The 16341-nt window shown below is 51.8% G+C and carries 13 protein-coding genes and 1 pseudogene; 9 read left to right on the top strand and 5 right to left on the bottom strand.

The genetic code is table 11. The features are described from left to right. The 5 genes from ABEH87_RS20080 to ABEH87_RS20060 form a co-directional block, all read left to right on the top strand. Window positions 1-410 (top strand): hypothetical protein (locus ABEH87_RS20080; protein WP_346578987.1); only part of this gene is annotated, 410 nt, incomplete at its 5' end. Between the two features lie 515 nt (window positions 411-925). Continuing rightward, window positions 926-1552, top strand: coding sequence for a ParA family partition ATPase (gene parA / locus ABEH87_RS20075; protein ID WP_346578985.1), 627 nt, complete (start codon window positions 926-928; stop codon window positions 1550-1552). Next, the gene (locus tag ABEH87_RS20070; protein ID WP_346578984.1) at window positions 1549-1761 is read left to right on the top strand and encodes a plasmid partition protein ParG; all 213 of its coding nucleotides are present in this window, start codon (window positions 1549-1551) and stop codon (window positions 1759-1761) included. The genes parA and ABEH87_RS20070 overlap by 4 nt, the downstream gene beginning before the upstream one ends. Window positions 1762-2569: 808 nt before the next feature. Next, window positions 2570-2878, top strand: a complete 309-nt coding sequence (locus ABEH87_RS20065) for a hypothetical protein (RefSeq protein ID WP_346578982.1) — start codon at window positions 2570-2572, stop codon at window positions 2876-2878. A 116-nt stretch (window positions 2879-2994) separates the two neighbouring features. Continuing rightward, entirely contained in the window at window positions 2995-3972 is a 978-nt protein-coding gene (locus ABEH87_RS20060; RefSeq protein WP_346578980.1) for a replication initiation protein, read from the top strand. Between the two features lie 224 nt (window positions 3973-4196). Here ABEH87_RS20060 and ABEH87_RS20055 read toward each other — a convergent pair whose 3' ends face one another. Next, the gene (locus tag ABEH87_RS20055) at window positions 4197-5297 is read right to left on the bottom strand and encodes an oxidoreductase (protein ID WP_346578978.1); all 1101 of its coding nucleotides are present in this window, start codon (window positions 5295-5297) and stop codon (window positions 4197-4199) included. Window positions 5298-5492: 195 nt separating this feature from the next. Between ABEH87_RS20055 and ABEH87_RS20050 the strand changes: the two genes are divergently transcribed. The 4 genes from ABEH87_RS20050 to ABEH87_RS20035 all read left to right on the top strand — a co-directional run bounded on the left by ABEH87_RS20050 (window position 5493) and on the right by ABEH87_RS20035 (window position 10967). Continuing rightward, window positions 5493-6557, top strand: a complete 1065-nt coding sequence (locus ABEH87_RS20050) for a sugar ABC transporter substrate-binding protein (protein WP_346578977.1) — start codon at window positions 5493-5495, stop codon at window positions 6555-6557. 10 nt (window positions 6558-6567) lie between these two features. Further along, window positions 6568-7812, top strand: a complete 1245-nt coding sequence (locus tag ABEH87_RS20045; protein WP_346578975.1) for an LVIVD repeat-containing protein — start codon at window positions 6568-6570, stop codon at window positions 7810-7812. A gap of 84 nt (window positions 7813-7896) precedes the next feature. Continuing rightward, window positions 7897-9093 carry a GTP-binding protein gene (locus ABEH87_RS20040; protein WP_346578973.1) on the top strand — a complete coding sequence of 399 codons (1197 nt, stop codon included), beginning with the start codon at window positions 7897-7899 and terminating at the stop codon, window positions 9091-9093. 182 nt (window positions 9094-9275) lie between these two features. Continuing rightward, complete coding sequence (locus ABEH87_RS20035; RefSeq protein ID WP_346578971.1) at window positions 9276-10967, top strand: molecular chaperone HscC; 1692 nt, start codon at window positions 9276-9278, stop codon at window positions 10965-10967. Window positions 10968-11008: 41 nt separating this feature from the next. On the opposite strand, the gene ABEH87_RS20030 is transcribed toward ABEH87_RS20035, so the two are convergent. The 4 genes and pseudogenes from ABEH87_RS20030 to ABEH87_RS20015 form a co-directional block, all read right to left on the bottom strand. Next, window positions 11009-13681 (bottom strand): hypothetical protein, encoded by a 2673-nt coding sequence (locus ABEH87_RS20030; RefSeq protein ID WP_346578969.1) that lies wholly within the window; start codon window positions 13679-13681, stop codon window positions 11009-11011. Beyond that, on the bottom strand, window positions 13678-14385 hold the full coding sequence (locus ABEH87_RS20025) for a DUF1266 domain-containing protein (RefSeq protein WP_346578968.1): 708 nt from the start codon (window positions 14383-14385) through the stop codon (window positions 13678-13680). The genes ABEH87_RS20030 and ABEH87_RS20025 overlap by 4 nt, the downstream gene beginning before the upstream one ends. Window positions 14386-14930: 545 nt before the next feature. Further along, window positions 14931-15148: pseudogene (locus ABEH87_RS20020) on the bottom strand (transposase); the annotation flags it as partial. 98 nt (window positions 15149-15246) lie between these two features. Then, complete coding sequence (locus tag ABEH87_RS20015; protein ID WP_346578966.1) at window positions 15247-15519, bottom strand: hypothetical protein; 273 nt, start codon at window positions 15517-15519, stop codon at window positions 15247-15249. Window positions 15520-16341: the final 822 nt, after the last annotated feature.

The raw sequence follows: 16341 nt of genomic DNA, 5'->3' as shown, positions 1-16341 counted from the left end.
GGATTCAGGGATTCAGGGATTCAGGGATTCAGGGATTCAGGGATTCAGGGATTCAGGGATTCAGGGATTCAGGGATTCAGGGATTCAGGGATTCAGGGATTCAGGGATTCAGGGATTCAGGGATTCAGGCAGGTATTTTTTGCTTCCTACTGGCAATGGCAATGCTAAGCATCTCAGCATCTCAGCATCTCAGCATCTCAGCATCTCAGCATCTCAGCATCTCAGCATCTCAGCATCTCAGCATCTCAGCATCTCAGCATCTCAGCATCTCAGCATCTCAGCATACAACAGCCTTTCTCCCTGCTAATGTCAACGCCAGGATTTCAGGATTTCAGGATTTCAGGATTTCAGGATTTCAGGATTTCAGGATTATTTTAGGGTCATTGAAAATATCAGGAAGCAATTTTTAATGGCTCTAGAATCCTGAGATTCAATGATTCTGGAATCATTGAATCAGTAAGAGGGAGTAGATCGCGTACACCTTCGGGTACAAAGGAATACACTCGTGCCGGGTCAATGATGATATACGCTTTCTGCGTGTTAGTCATAAGGCCGTACTGCCCAGTCTCCCGGCATGATTTATCCCTGTTGCGACACCCACTCTGCATCGAAACACGCCTGCCCAAAACTGCCCTTAAATTCTGCGATCCAGACACTTGCCACCCGTGAACCTTAGAAGTCGTCGACGATATCAGGTGGCCGAGCAATATCACAAAACAGCATGATTACATGATTACATGATTACATGATTACATGATTACATGATTACATGATTACATGATTATCGATTCTCCGGACGTTGTGTGCAAGTGTTGATTACGGTATCTTTGCATCACAGGATGATATAATCCTGTGATTTATAAATCCTATAATCTCAGGATTCTGTAATCCGGGGATACCAGCCAGATTCCTGCAGGAGTGCCTAATGGCGACAAAAATCATCTCTTTCCTAAACGGAAAAGGTGGGGTAGGGAAGACCACAACCTCCATCAATATTGCAACCTGTCTTGCGCGCAAAGGACACAAGGTCGTGATGGTCGATACCGATCCTCAGGGTAGTATCAGCAACTGGTATGATGAAACGAAATGCCAGTTTGACCTTGCCGAGGCGGCTTCTGAAAAAGAAGTGTATACCGTACGTAAGCAACTAAAAGATTATGACTTCGTGGTGATCGACGGGGCTGCGGCAATTACTGCCATATCATCGGCTGCCGTCATGGTCAGTGACCTGGTTCTGATCCCGGTAACACCTTCACCGCTCGATTTTGCTGCCTGTGGCGCGATTCTGGCCGTCGTTGAAGCGCGCGAGAACCTGCAGCCGGTAATAGCCCGTTTTCTGATCACCAAAAAAGTGGCCTCCACGCGCATGCTTGAAGTGTTGAAAGAATCCATTGCCGATACGGGTGTTCCGGCGCTGAAAACCGCAACAACGCAGCGTCAGGTATACATACGTACCATGCTGGACGGAGGTACCGTATTCGATACCTCAGACGGTAACGCGAAAGGGGAGATTGAAGTGATGACTAACGAAATTCTGGAGCTTCTGGTATGAAAATGAAACTCGGCCAGCATCGCCAGCTGGCACCCGCTCTTGATGCCGTGAGCAAACCGGTAGGCGGTGGCGTCAAAAAGCTGCAGACGAATATCGATGAAGAACTCCATCGTCGCTTCAAGACTGCCTGTTTTATGCAGGGCCGTGAAATGAAAGACGTTCTTACAGAGCTTATCGAAGGTTGGCTGCCTGAGAATGAAACGCGCTGATTGTATATACCCTGGCTGGGCGGATCAGCGATCCTCTCCGGTCAGGCCTTTACCGTTCAGAGTGGGATCACTGGAAAGGATCGTTATTAAAAAAAGATCCCATAGTGTTTGTTTTTCTTTTTATAGTTTAGATCTTTCTCTTTTAGGGGTCATATTGCTTATTAAAATCAATAACTTACAGAGCATTACGTGGAGTGATTTCCTGCGTCAGGTGGAGTAATTTTCTGTCTTATGTGGAGATATTTCCTGCTATATGTAGAGTTTTTTCCTGTTGATAACTTTCTGATTTATTAGAATATTCTTATGTGGAGAGATTTTCTGTGGATAACTCTCTTCGCAGTCTCTCCTGACGATCTTCTTTCCCGATCCCTGTGTTCCATTCTTTCGTCAGTAAGGTGGATAAATTTTCTGTTGACCGCAATTCATAAAGTGACTGGGTCACAATCATTCAATCACTAACGCCAAAAGGTTACACACCCTCACGTACCTTTTTCAAGTAACACCAATAAGTTATGCGAATACCTCTATGTATACGTGGAAGAATTTTCTGCTCATCATTTTCTTACTTAGCCTATGTGGAGTGATTTTCTGTTCACTGCTATCGGTACTGATTAACATTAAATGTGGAGAGATTTTCTGTTGCAGACTGGAGGGGGTGACAATGTCACTTTTTCCATAAAACGTGGAATGATTTTATGCTGTCCCCCGCAACCACGTTGTCTGACGATGAAACGTGGAGTGATTTCCTGTGATATGTGGAGTGATTTTCTGCAGAACGCCATTTACACGAGGTTGAGTACCTTCAAAGATGACCCATATACCAGATAATGTGGAAGGATTTCCTGATGGTTTTTATTCTAATTTATTGAAAATAAATAATATAAATAACCTCATCATGAAAAATTTCTGCGGTATACGCTGCCAGATTGTGAACAACCAGCCTAATGTGGAAGAATTTTCTGCAGAGAGAGGAGCAAAGGTGGAGTTTTTTTCTGTTAGGTTGGCGAGAAATATGTGGAGTCTTTTTATGTTCGCGGACGGAGCTGAAAGGATCCCTGTGAAAGGATTTACGATCTTCAGGGCAGGCAATGTGGAAAGATTTTATGTCTTGATATGAATGTGATGTAAGTAATTCATTGATATAAAAGAATAAATAAGAGGTAATTTTCACTTTACCTCGATATTTTTTGTGTGGAATACTTTGCTGAACATTCCACAAAGGGATCCGGCGACATGGAGCTGAACAAACTGACCGTAGTGCAGGGTAATGACCTCCTTGAGGGGGCCTACAGCGTGACGCTTGATGAAATGCGTCTGCTTAATCTTGCTCTGGCGCAGATCGACAGCAGAAAACCTCAGCCGGATGCGCTTTACCGTCTGTTTCCCCATGATTATCAACGTATTTACGGCCTGAATCCCACCAGCAGCCATCGTCAGTTACGGGAAGCAGCCGAGAGCCTGATGAAAAAACCCGTCACTATCTACCTGCCCGATCGTAAAACGGGCAAGATGCGTACCGTGCAGCTGTCATGGTTTTCACGTCTTGAATATGTCAGCAGCGATGAGCAAAGTGCCGTTGTGCTGCGCTTTGGCCAGGATGTAGCCCCCTATCTCTATGAGCTGAAAGAGTCTTTTACCAAGCTGAATTTTGCGAATATTGCCAAGTTGGATACGTCGTTTTCCGTAAGGCTTTACGGCTGGCTGATCAAGGCGAAAAATCTTTATGGCCGTAAATCCAGTAAAGCCATTGAGGTGACGCTGGCACTGGACTGGATGCGGGAAAAGGCCGGACTGCAGGGCAAGTATGAGGATTACCGCGACTTTCGCCAGAAATTGCTTGAACCCACGCTGGCGCGCATTAACGCTAATACGGACATTTCAGTGATCTGGGAACCCGTAAAAAAAGGCCGCACCGTGGTGTCGATCAAGTTCTCTTATGTGGATGAATCCACTCCAGAAGCCAGTAAACCGCTGCGCCCTAAATTCCCGCGCCGCCCGCGTGCACTGGCCGGTTCAGAGCTGGAGGGTGACTGGGCACGACGCTGCATTACCATCATGGAACAGTACCGCAACCGTCTGACGGCTTACGATCGGGCAGAAAAAGTCCCGCTTACGGATGTCAGAAAACTGGCGGGCTGGTACAAGGTCATTGGTGATAAAGTCAGCCATAAGCGAGTGATGAGTGAAGTCGCTGAACGCGCTAAAAAATAGACGTTAAATCAGTGTGATATCTTCTGATGGCGATAAGTTTATCTCTGGTTGAAGGATGTTACACACCGTATTATCCCCCGTTTCTGTGGATAAATTTCCTGTATCTGGTCTTTCCCTGGGTACCTGTAGAAGCGAGATTAACAGAAAATTTTTCCACATCAGCACCAGCCAGTTTCCGGCTAAACGCAAAAAAACTGACAGAGTAAAAACGCCATTTCGGGTCATCAACCGTGAGGTTGCTGGCCCAGCTCTTCCACTTTCATCAAAGCGGCATGCAGTGTTTCAGGGGTAACGGGGATAGAGAGCGCATGAATCGACTCTGCCGGGCGAAGCGTATGGGCTATCACCCGATCGATTTCCCGCTGGTTGCGGATATCCACATCCAGCTCTGCCAGCGTGGTAGGCAGATTAAACCGCTGATAGGCGGCGATCAGCTGTTGCGCCATCTCGGTTTGTGAAAGAAGGATGCACTGAACCAGGATGCCGTAAGCCACTTTCGTTCCGTGCAGATAGCGGGCAGTCTGCGGCAGAATAGTCAGGCCATTGTGTACCGCATGAGCGGCAGCAATGCGCGTATAGCGCTCGCCCAGCCCGCCGACCATGCCGCCACCGGCAATGATCGCATCAATGACATCGCGAAAGTCCTGACTCAACACGCCCTGGTACTGATCCTCCAGCGCTGCAGCGCTCTGGTTCAGCAGCACATCACGCAGCGTGGCTGCCGTGTCGATCCCCAGCCGCACCGTTAAGGGCAGTTTCTCCGGTTCAGGGGCCAGCACCACTGCTTCATACCATTTCGCCAGCGTGTCGCCGATCCCGGCCAGCAGATATTCCACCGGTGCCTGCAACAGAATTTCGGGTTCAACCAGCACCAGATGGTTAGCATCCTTAAACACTTCATAATGGGAGGCCTGACCGGCGGCGTTGTACCAGACGGACAGTGGAGTCCAGGCAGCGCAGGTTGAGGCAATGGTTGGAATGGCCACGCAGGATACATTAAGACGGCGTGCCAGCGCTTTGGCGGTATCCAGCAGGGCACCGCCACCGACGCCGATCACCACCTGCCTGTCGTCTCCCGACGCCTGTGAAAGCGCAGCCAGACCCTGTTCCGTACAGTGTCCGCCATAGGGTAGATGGAGCGCACCCGGCAGGGAAAAACTGGCGGGCAGCCAGGGTCTGGCGGCCGCGATCGCGCGATCGCCGTAGATCCACAAAGCGCGAGAAAGTTGATCCTGGTTGTAAAAGTCGTCCAGGCGTAGCAGAGCCCCCGGATGAGAATAAAAGTTTGCCGGACCGGCCACGACCTGAATATCGGTATTGTTCATAAGCGTCCCCTGATTTTTTTCTATCGTGGGGCTGTCAACGGCATCAGGCTAATACTTTTTTTGCACCGGGTTATTCTTTTTACTTCTTTGTCAGTGGGTTGCCAGCTGTGAAAAAGTGACTTAGCGGGTTGGCAGAGAGTGCACCTGCCAAAAAACAGACGCCATTTTTTCTTATTTCGCCACAGGGATTCACCGATGAAACCACTAATTTCTTTACTGGTCATCTGGGCTGTCAGCAGTTTGCCCACTCAGGCTGCCACGCAGGCTCCGGTTCCGGAAAAAATTGCCAGCCACGATGGCCCCATCCGTATTGCGGTGATCCGTAACCTGGGATCGGATGATAACACCACCCAGTTCGTGCAGGGCGCCACGCAGCAGGGGAGAGCGCTGGGCTTCAGAGTCAGTACTTTTCTGACCAACGGTGATGACGCCCGTTTTCAGGACTTCGTCAATCAGGCTATCAGCCAGAAGTACGACGGCATTATCCTGTCACAGGGTCGCGCCCCTTATTCCACCGGTCTGATTAAGCGAATTACCGACAGCGGGATTGCCGTGTCGGTGTTTGATACGGCGGTTGAGGGGAATCTGCCGGGGGCAACCGTGACGCAGCAGGATGATGCATCACTTACCGCGCTCTCCTTCGGTCAGCTGATCAGCGACCACCACGGTAAGGCCAATATCATCAAGCTGTGGGTAGCGGGCTATCCGCCGATGGAACGTCGTCAGGCAGCTTACAGGGCGCTGCTGCAGGAGAATCCGGGCATCCACGAACTGGAGTCAGTGGGAGCCGTGTCGTCCGATGTACAGGGCGACACGGCCAACAAGGTTGGTGCGCTACTGGCTAAATATCCGAAAGGAAAAATTGATGCGATCTGGGGAACCTGGGATGCGTTCAGCCAGGGGGCGCTGAAGGCGCTGAAAGAGAACGGGCGCAGCGAGATCAAGCTATACAGCATTGATGTTTCGAACCAGGATCTGCAACTGATGCGCGAAGCCGGCAGTCCGTGGAAAGTCACCGCCGCAGTGGATCCCAAGCTGATCGGCGCCACCAACGTGCGACTGATTGCCCTCAAGCTGGCAGGGGAGGCCACCCCCGCCAGTTATGACTTCAAAGCCACGGCGATCCCACAGGCGCTTCTGGTCAGCCAGCCGGGTGTGGTCAGTGTCTCCGGCCTGAGTAAAGCGATCCCGGGCTGGGGTCAGACTGAGGACTTTATCGCTCCGTGGTTTGCCACGCTGGAAGCGAAGTACAAAAAATAAGGAACGGCCGATGAGTCACATTCTTCCTACGCCAGAGTACAGCCGCAATATGCGGCTGATTGGGCACAGCGATCAGGGTGGGCGCCCGGATGGTGTGCAGCTGATGGTGCATCGCGGCTATGCCTATATTGGGCATATGGTGTCGCAGGGGTTTTCAGTCGTTGACGTGCGCGATGCTAAACACCCCCGCGCAGTGGCTTATATTCCTGCACCGCCGGGTACCTGGAATGTCCACCTGCAGGCTCATGACGATCTGCTGCTGGTGATCAATGCCCGCGATCTGTTTGCCGACGTGCGTTTTGCCGATGAGAAGGTTTATTACACCCGTTCGGTAGGGGAAACAGTGAGTGACGTGCAGGACAAAGGCTGGAGCGCGGGGCTGCGTATTTTTGATATTTCCACCCCGGATAAACCGCGTGAGGTCGGCTTTCTGTCTCTGAGCGGCATTGGTATTCACCGTATCTGGTACGCTGGCGGCCGCTGGGCCTATGTTTCGGCGCTTACTGACGGCTTCAGCGATTACATTTTTCTGACTATCGATCTGGCCGATCCGCTGAGACCGGAAGTGGCGGGGCGCTGGTGGCTTCCGGGTATGAATGCTGCCGCCGGAGAGAAGCCTGACTGGGAAGACGGGAAGCGTTACGCTCTGCACCATGCAATTATCAGCGGCGATGTCGCCTACGGCAGCTGGCGCGACGGGGGCCTGACGCTGCTCGACGTCAGTGACCGGACAAAGCCAGAGTTAATCAGCCACCGTAACTGGAGCCCACCCTTTGGCGGCGGAACGCATACCGCACTGCCGCTGCCGGATCGCGACCTGCTGGTGGTGCTGGATGAAGCCGTGCTGGACAATCAGGAGGACGGTGAGAAGCACATCTGGTTGTTTGACATCCGCGAACCGGCTAACCCGGTCAGTATCTCTACCTTCCCGCAGCCGGAAGAGCGGGATTATGCGGCGAAAGGGGCACATTTTGGCCCGCATAACCTGCATGAGAACCGCCCGGGCAGTTTTGTCAGCTCCACGCTGATTTTTGCCACCTGGCAGAACGCCGGGGTTCGCGCGTTCGATATCAGCAACCCTTACCGTCCTGTGGAGACCGGTGCGCTGGTGCCTGCACCACCACAGCGGATGATGGATAGTCGCCCAGGCCGTCCGCAGGTGATCCAGTCCTGCGACGTATTTGTCGATGCAGGGGGGATTATCTACAGCACCGATTACAACGGCGGACTGTCGGTGATTGAGTATCTCGGATAGTTGCTCCCATCGCGCTGTATTTTTTATTGTTATGATATAACATATCGATAATCATTTACGTCAGAGTCAGGATCACACCATCCGATGCAGCGCATACCGTTAACCATTCTCAATGGATTCCTGGGGTCAGGCAAAACCACGTTGCTAAAAAGCCTGCTGATACAGGCGCACCGCCAGCATCTCTCCGTCAGCGCAATCGTCAATGATATGAGTGAGCTGGATATTGACGGTGTGCTGATTGCCAATACGGAAATCGTCGGGCGTGAACAGCATAATTTCATCACCGTTTCTGCCGACAGCATCAGCAGCCACAGCGGAATTGTCCGGCTCGCCGACGCGCTGGAAGCGCTGGTGGCACACCAGCGGCCGGACCATATCTTTCTTGAGACTTCTGGCAGCAGCCACCCGCTGCCGCTGATTAAGCTGCTGCGCAACCATCCTCGCATCAGGTTACAGGGATTGCTGTCACTGATGGATGCGGTGATGCTGGAAAACGATTATGCCGGAGGCACTTCGCTGCTGCCGCGCTGGCAGGAGAATGTCAGCCAGCAGCGCAGGGGAGTCGAAGACCTTCTGGCGGAACAGCTGCTGTTCTGCAGTCATTTGATGCTCACCAAAGTTGACCGTCTGGCCGCCGGTGCAGTGATGAATATTGCCCGTACTCTCCATCAGATCAACCCCGGAGTGCCGGTGACGGCGCTTCCCTGGGGCAATATGGAGCTGGCTGACGTGCTGGCGATGCCCGACTATGATTTTCACCGCGTTTCCACGCTGATTGAAGAACTGGAGCTGGCTGTTGAGCGCCCGTTAAGCGGCACGCAGCCCTATAATATTGAATCGCGCGTGATCCTTGACGATCGCCCCTTTCATCCCAGGCGGCTGTGGGATACCTGCCAACAGCATATGGGGGAGGGTATCCACCGCAGCAAGGGTTTTTTCTGGCTGCCTGGCCGGGACGATCTGGCGCTGCTGTGGAATCAGGCAGCGGGAAGTATCAGCCTGGAATTTATCAGTTACTGGAAGGCCGGGGTACTCGCTCACCGGGACAATCATCTGAGTGAGGGGGAACGCCGTGCACTGCAGCAGCAGCTGGATGCGCTGCCCGGACGTTTTGGCGACCGTCGCTGCAGCCTGACGGTGATCGGACAGCATCATCAGCTGGAGGATTTCTGCCGGGCATTACGCCGCTGTTTTCTTACCGAGCCGGAAATTGCGTGGTGGCAGACCGGGGGTGAGTTTGACGATCCGTGGCCGCAGAGGGTGGGACGGCTGAAGGGATGATCGCTGGTCGACAAGCAGCGACGCGTCGGGCTGCCAGGCCACTTTGCCGGATGTCAGAGCGCGGTCAGTCCGGTATTCTCCGGGCTTCAGGCAGTGTTGTCACTCCGGTGTTTTACAAATGCTTCTATAATTCAATGTGATTGAATAAAATCTATGGAACACATCATTGATGAGAAAGAATCATGACGGAACTGAAGATGGCTGTCCCGGCGATCGGCATTGATTTAGGCACCACCAACAGTTTAATCAGCGTCTGGCAAGATGGTCAGGCCCGGCTAATCCCCAATGCATTAAATGAATATTTAACGCCGTCTGTGGTAAGTCTGGATGACGATGGCCGTATGCTGGTTGGCCGCCCGGCACTTTCGCGTCTGACAACACATCCGCAGCGAACAGCGGCGCTCTTTAAGCGTTTTATGGGCAGCAAGAAACAGTATCGACTTGAGACAGAAAACTTTGATGCTCCCGAGTTATCGGCACTGGTGCTTAAATCCCTGAAAGCGGATGCTCAGAGCTACCTCGGCCATGACATCTCAGACGTGGTGATCTCTGTTCCCGCCTATTTCAGCGATGAACAACGCAAACAGACCCGGTTTGCCGCAGAACTGGCCGGGCTCAATGCGGTCAGGCTGATTAACGAACCTACCGCCGCCTCTATGGCCTACGGATTACACACCCAGAATACCGGCCGTACGCTGGTATTTGATCTGGGCGGTGGAACCTTTGACGTCACGGTACTGGAATATGATCTGCCGCTGATTGAAGTGCATGGTTCAGCTGGTGACAATTATCTGGGCGGCGAAGATTTTACCCAGGCGATAATTAAGGCCTGTCTTACTGAATGGAAGCTCAATGCGGAAACCATCCCCGCGACTGAACTGGCGCGGCTGTACGACTGCGCTGAACAGCTTAAATGCCAGCTCGGTCAGCATAATGCTACACAGCAGTTGCGCTGGCAGTGGCAGGAGCAGACCTGGACGCTCTCATTTGATGAAGAGAAACTTGAACAGATTTGGTTGCCGCTGATGACCCGGCTGCGTGCCCCCATCGAACAGGCGCTGCACGATGCACGTCTGCGTCCGGAGCAGCTTGACCATTTGGTGCTGGTAGGTGGAGCATCGCGTATGCCGGTGATTCAGAAACTGGTCGTGAAACTGTTCGGAAAATTACCTCACCAACATCTGGACCCCGCCACGATTGTGGCGCTGGGTGCTGCTGCACAGGCGGCCTGTCGCTTGCGTAATGAAGATATCGAAGAGGTGATCCTCACCGATGTCTGCCCCTATACGCTTGGCATTGCCACCGCCAGCGAGCAAAGGAACGGGATTTTCTCCCCCATCCTTGAGCGTAATACTGTCGTACCTGCTTCACGGGTGGAGACATTTACTACCCGTTACGTCGAACAGACGTTTATACGTATTGCTATTTATCAGGGTGAGAATCCTCTGGTCGCTAATAACATATTTATCGATGAATTACAGGTGCCGGTGAAACCCAACGGCGCGTTGCAGAATATCGACGTGCGTTTCAGCTATGACATTAACGGATTGCTGGAAGTGGATGTGAACCTGCCTGACAGCGGTGAATCACTAAGTAAAGTGATCGACCACAGTCCGATTGGCCTGAGTTCTGAGCAGCAACAGCGCAGTCGTGAAAGGTTAGCAGCGGTCAAAATTCATCCCCGTGACACGCTGGTGAATCGTAACTTGCTGGCGCGTTTAGAGAAATCCTGGGCGCAGTCGCTGGGCGATACCCGTGGACAGATTGGCCTGTGGTTAGAGGAGTTTGAAATGGCGTTAGCCAGCCAGCAGGAAAGTCATATTGCACCGTTGCGTCAGCGTCTGGAAGGGCTGCTTCAGGATATGACCCTGTAATATCAAAAAATCTGCCGCCCGGGAATAAGGGCGGCAGACACTTATTTTTTGCTGTTTTTTCGCCACCAGCCGGGCGGTGGGCCAAAGCGGTTCGGCTCACGCATCCCGCGTTTGAACAGGTACATCCCCAGCAGCCTGAGTACAGGTATTTTAATTTCTTTCAGTTTATCTGCGGATGCCAGGCCTAAATCCCGTCCGCGGCGAACGACAGCGCTGTAAAGGTTCATCACGATCAACAGTGCTGAAAGTGCGGTATTCGCCAGTTGCCCCTCAACTAAAATCATGTTCACCAGTAAGACAGCGAGCTTGCTTCCCAGTAGAATCTGCAATACCAGCCCCATCCTTCCCAGGCGTGAATTCACTCGCCAGAACTGCCAGAAATAACTGCGCCGCTGCGGGTACTGCGCAAACGCGTTCTGACGGCTGGTATTCTCCTGCAGCATTGTCGCTGCCGCTAATCGCAATGCAATATCTGCTCCGGGATCGTCAACGCAGCGTTCGGCAGCGGCGCGCAGCGTTGCGTCCAGCACATATTCCGGACTGCTGCCAATCTGCTGGATGCCGCGGGCGACCGCCGGGGCGTGAATGGCCCCGCTGGCCAACGTTTCGTCCCCAGGGAACACCAGCTGCTGGCGCAACAGCAATTGCTGTTTGAAGGTCACGTCTTCCGGCGAGTGGGCAGTGAGCGCCTCCAGTGCTTCCAGGTTATCCTGGGCATAACGCGCATTGTCATGCGACAGAAAGACCGCATGGTAAAGTGCCCGGTATGGGAAGGGGGATTGCCCCACGCGCTCCTGCCACTCTGGCTGATAACGATAGAAGTAGTGGGCGGCATTGGACGAGATCTCATCACGCCGGGAAATATACTCTTCGATACTGACGGGTAGCCGGGTCCAGCAGTTGAAATGCAATGAATTATTCAACTCAAGGTGGCTTTTCAGCTGGCTGACTTCATCACCCCGGGCCGGGTCAATTTGGGTAAATACCTGATACATCGACCAGAAGGGGTGCTGTTCATCCAGCGGAAAATCTTTCAGCTGGCTGAGCAGGGCGATGTTATCAACCTTAAGGTCGAGCATCGTCTCCAGCAGCATCACCTGACGAAGCGCATCACGCGGTGGAGTCTGGCTCTCTTCCGGCAGAACAATAGAGGCATTTTCGATCAGATAACACAGCCAGCTGGTATGCGCCGGCAATACGCTTTCGCCATACGCCGGATGCTGCGCCAGCCTGGTCAGGCTGTGATGGGGAAGCGGCCGCCAGTGCCATAACCAGGCGATGCTTTGCGCCCAGGCCGCACCATCGCTGTCGGCAAAAATTTCAGGCAACGGGGTCTCTTCTGGCGCAGATAACCACGCGCTGAACTCTGCCACCACAGGTGAGTCCTGAAGCCACGCCAGACGCTGCAGGGCCTGGCGCTGCAGGCCGCGTAAAATAATCATTTGCAGCGGTGTGCCGGAAACAGGCTGGTCAACGATCGCCTGTAGCAGGGCTTCATTGCCCATGGTTAACATGCTGGCCTGCCAGTAAAGATGCAGCAGTTCATCCGTGCCATCTTCCTGCAAAAGATGCGGGAACATGATCTGTGGACGATAGCGGCCCGATTTCCAGCTGATGAAGTCAGCGGCCAGGGGAGAAACATCGACCTGCGTCGCTTCGGCCCAGCGCACCAGCGTTTGCGGGGACTGTGCCTGTGGCCGGTAAGCGCTTTCATGATCGCCAGTGGCGGAATCAGCAGGCGCAAATTCCGGGCGGTCAAGGGCCTGAATCAGCAGGGGAAGATAATCCGTAAAGTGCCGGGCACACCATGCCAGCAACCATTGCTCAGCTTCAGCATGTTGGTACTGCTCATGCAGGGTCAGCCACAGTGGGAAGGCTGTTTCATTATCCCCCATCATGCCGCAGTGGCTGGCGCTCAGATAGAGCCAGTCCGGGTCGTGCGGATGGCGTTCAAGCTGCCCGAGACAGTAGTCACGCACTACCGCGTTCGACGTGGCCGCGACATTAAACCAGCGTACGACCTGATTCATCAGGCGAGGACACGATGGCCAGAATATGACACGCGGTTCTTCCAGCAGATAACGCAACCAGCCCGTCGGTTGTTCCCAGTAAAAATGCCGGGCCTGATGGAAATAGCTCCGCGTTTCGTCTTGTGCTGCCAGGCTGAGAGGGGCCAGCGTGGCAAGATCGAACATGTCGCCTCTGTCGGCAAAGTCCAGTAGCTCGTCTGCCCGCCGCGCCGTGTCCTGATCAAGCTCCGGCAGACGCATCCGCCACTGCAGGCGGTTAGCCAGAAGTAAAAGGCAGTCGGCAGAAATAGGGTACACCTGCAAAACGGCCTCCAGCAACGGCCAGCGAAGCTCATCGATAGTGGTGACGGGGCATTCGTCCAGCCGGCTGATAAACCGAAGCCAGCTCACCGGCAGATAACGCTCAGCAGGAGAGGCGAGCATTTTGCCGAAGGCATCAAGCAGGCCAGTGGGATCGCCTTCTGGCGCTTCTGGCACCGTAGCCGGAGGCTCAGCAGGCAACAGAGTGGTGGGTTCATCTACGCCTTTGCGCGCCTGTTCATAGGCCTCACGCAGACGCTTAAAACCTTCCGGGTCGTTTTCCGGATGAAAAGTGGGCAGCAGGTCGCGATAGGCCTGGCGAATTACCTGCTGATCCTGCGTTGGTTCAATGCCCAGTATTTCCCAACATAGCGGGTTTCTCACAGGTCCATCTCCGGCAATGATGCGGGTTTATCCATCCCGGGGATCTCGATATGCCATGGAAGCTGGGATATCGGGCTCTCCGGATGCGTGTAAAGCTGGCGCATTAATTCAATGTTAGTGGTGCTACCGGCGTCTGCGCTAAAGGCATAACGTCGGGTATCGGCGTCAGAGGCGTTGAGTGACTGCCAGTAGAGTCTGCCGATAATGAAACCGGCGTTGTAGTGCTGCCAGCTGGTGTAATAGTAGCGGGCCCGCACGCCCAGGCGGCTGTGCAACCACAGGTTTTCCGGCGGCGTTATCCAGTCGTTAAGCAGCCCGATACGGCAAAGAAAACCCATTCTTGCCAAATCCCAGGCACGGATCCCGCCGTCACCACACATCACGGCGCTGTCCGCCACCAAAGCCAGCTGAGTCTGTATGTCCGGCGTCTGATGCGCGACATAATCCTGCCACTCTGTCAGGCTTAGTCGGTGCCACAGTCTGAAATAATGGGCCAGATCCTCCGCATGGCCGTTGTCGACCATTCTAAGAATCATCTCAAACAGCTGTTCGCGTGAATCAATGCCCCAGCTACCCTTCAAATCAACGCGGGTATCAAAGGGATAAAACTGATCGCAGTCGTAGGCCGCACCCGGCCCGGCATTTATCGCCACCATCGGTGCTGAAAGCGCGAGCAACCAGCGTCGTGCGGAATCATCAATCACTGAGAACTTCTCCTGTGTGGTACATCAGCTTTTATACTGTCATTTCAGTATTATGCCGCTTTTAGGGCCGGAACGGTCTTTTTACTGTTGTTAGCGAAACGTGTTTTACCGTCTTTGTCAGTCTGCCGTGTTTTACAGGTGGTCACCTGTCCCGCCCGGTAAGTCATACACACAGGGGAACAGGGAAACGACTATGAATATACAAGGCTAACAGTGTGAAAAGAAGAAACAGAAATGTAGCAGGCCGGAATCGATATCAGCAAATAAATGCTGGATATCTGTCGTATGATGGAAGGCATTTGTTGGCGTGAAAGATAATTTGCAGGGGATAGGGGCATTTAGATCACCACGGTCAGAGGGGGGGCGACCCTGTAAATAATTCTGTGTCACTGCCACCGTATTAAAGGCGATCGCTCAGGCGGCCACCAAACTCGATAATAAAAAGTCTCATCGGCCAGATAAATAACTTTTCGCACCGGATAATTTGTTGGGAACACCTTTCGCTTTTGATGGCTGCACTGATAACGCTGTTCAGCGACCTGATAAAGCGCTGTCAGCACACTGAACCAGAACTTTCCCCCTCGTTTTCTGCCAGCCTCATGCCCAACAGTTCTTTCTGGACTTCGGTATTAATGCCCGGCGCCAGGAATACTGCTTTGTTAATCCCGCTGCCGCCGTGAGGCGATCACACCACGATAACATCAATATAAACAATGGGGTACAGTGAAGGCAGAGGTGGGTTTTGCCACTCTGTTACCGCTTTGAGTTTCTTTTCTTCCATCATTTGCCTGTCTCCGTTACTGGAGTGAAAATATCAAAAACAGGCAATGAAAAAAATTTTAATGACGGCCTCAGTTACGCTTACTTTTTGCTTTCAGGCAGGTTTCTATGAGGCTTAATTTTTTTGCTATATTCCTTAACCCAGTTATTGTACATAGCTACAACGTCGTCCGGATTTGTATCTGAAGAAAGATGGCAGATGAAAAGCTGGGCACGGGTTTCACTTATATCACAAGCATATAAATCACCGCCTTCATTCTTTATGTCAATATTACTTTTTTTTATTACCTTGACGTGGTCAAATTTTATTCCAGACCATCTGTCGAGTTTTCTATATAGATTTATCTTTTCCATTTCGCCCCTTTAATTTTTTAAATTACCATCGAAAATAACGATAAGTTTTACAGGCGGTCTTTAAACATTAACTTTCTTTGCTGTAAAAAATAAATCAATATTGCATTGCACGGATTAATGAAATGTCAGGAATTAAAATCAGACTATGATATCCCCATCTGTAAAAATCATGGGCGGAACGTAGCGCCATTACTGCTACATTAAAATATCGACCTTAAATGTCATATTAAGATAAAATGTTGCTGTATGTATTTTAAATAAGATCTTTATTTTTTTAAATTAAAAAATATACCCAGCGTGATGTTAATGAATTCAGGTGAAGATAGCTTTTAGCCAGTCTGAGAGGGTGCTGTTTTGATGAGATCGTTCCCCATTAAAAAGGAAAGGCACTTATCTGGCCGGCAAGTGATTGTAGCCCATTTTTAGTAATAATCAACCTGTTTTACAAGCCTATGATTACAATCAATTAAATAAAAAAATGAAATTAATATATTATTTTTACCTCTGAAAACGAGATAATGTAAGTGTAAATAATGGATCCTGTCTGCGTGACAGCGACAGTCTTATCCCCCGGTTAAGTGAATTATTTAAACCTTCAGGAATCAGTGGATCTGAATAATTTTAACTTAAACACTTAAATATCTGTTCTCTTAAAATAGTGGCTCTGAAAATCAACGAATTTTTGTGAAGGATTACCGGGACATTTATGATGCGAGGCTTCTCGTGAATCTTTCCTTCTGCGTGCCGTTGCCTGAGCATATCGTGCAGCAGGCGGCAGGCCTGTCGGGACAGGAGCTGGCCCCGCAACATTTTCACTTTTCA

Source organism: Erwinia sp. Eh17-17 (assembly GCF_039675725.1).
Taxonomy (GTDB): domain Bacteria; phylum Pseudomonadota; class Gammaproteobacteria; order Enterobacterales; family Enterobacteriaceae; genus Erwinia.
This window is presented reverse-complemented; position numbering and strand designations above follow the sequence as displayed.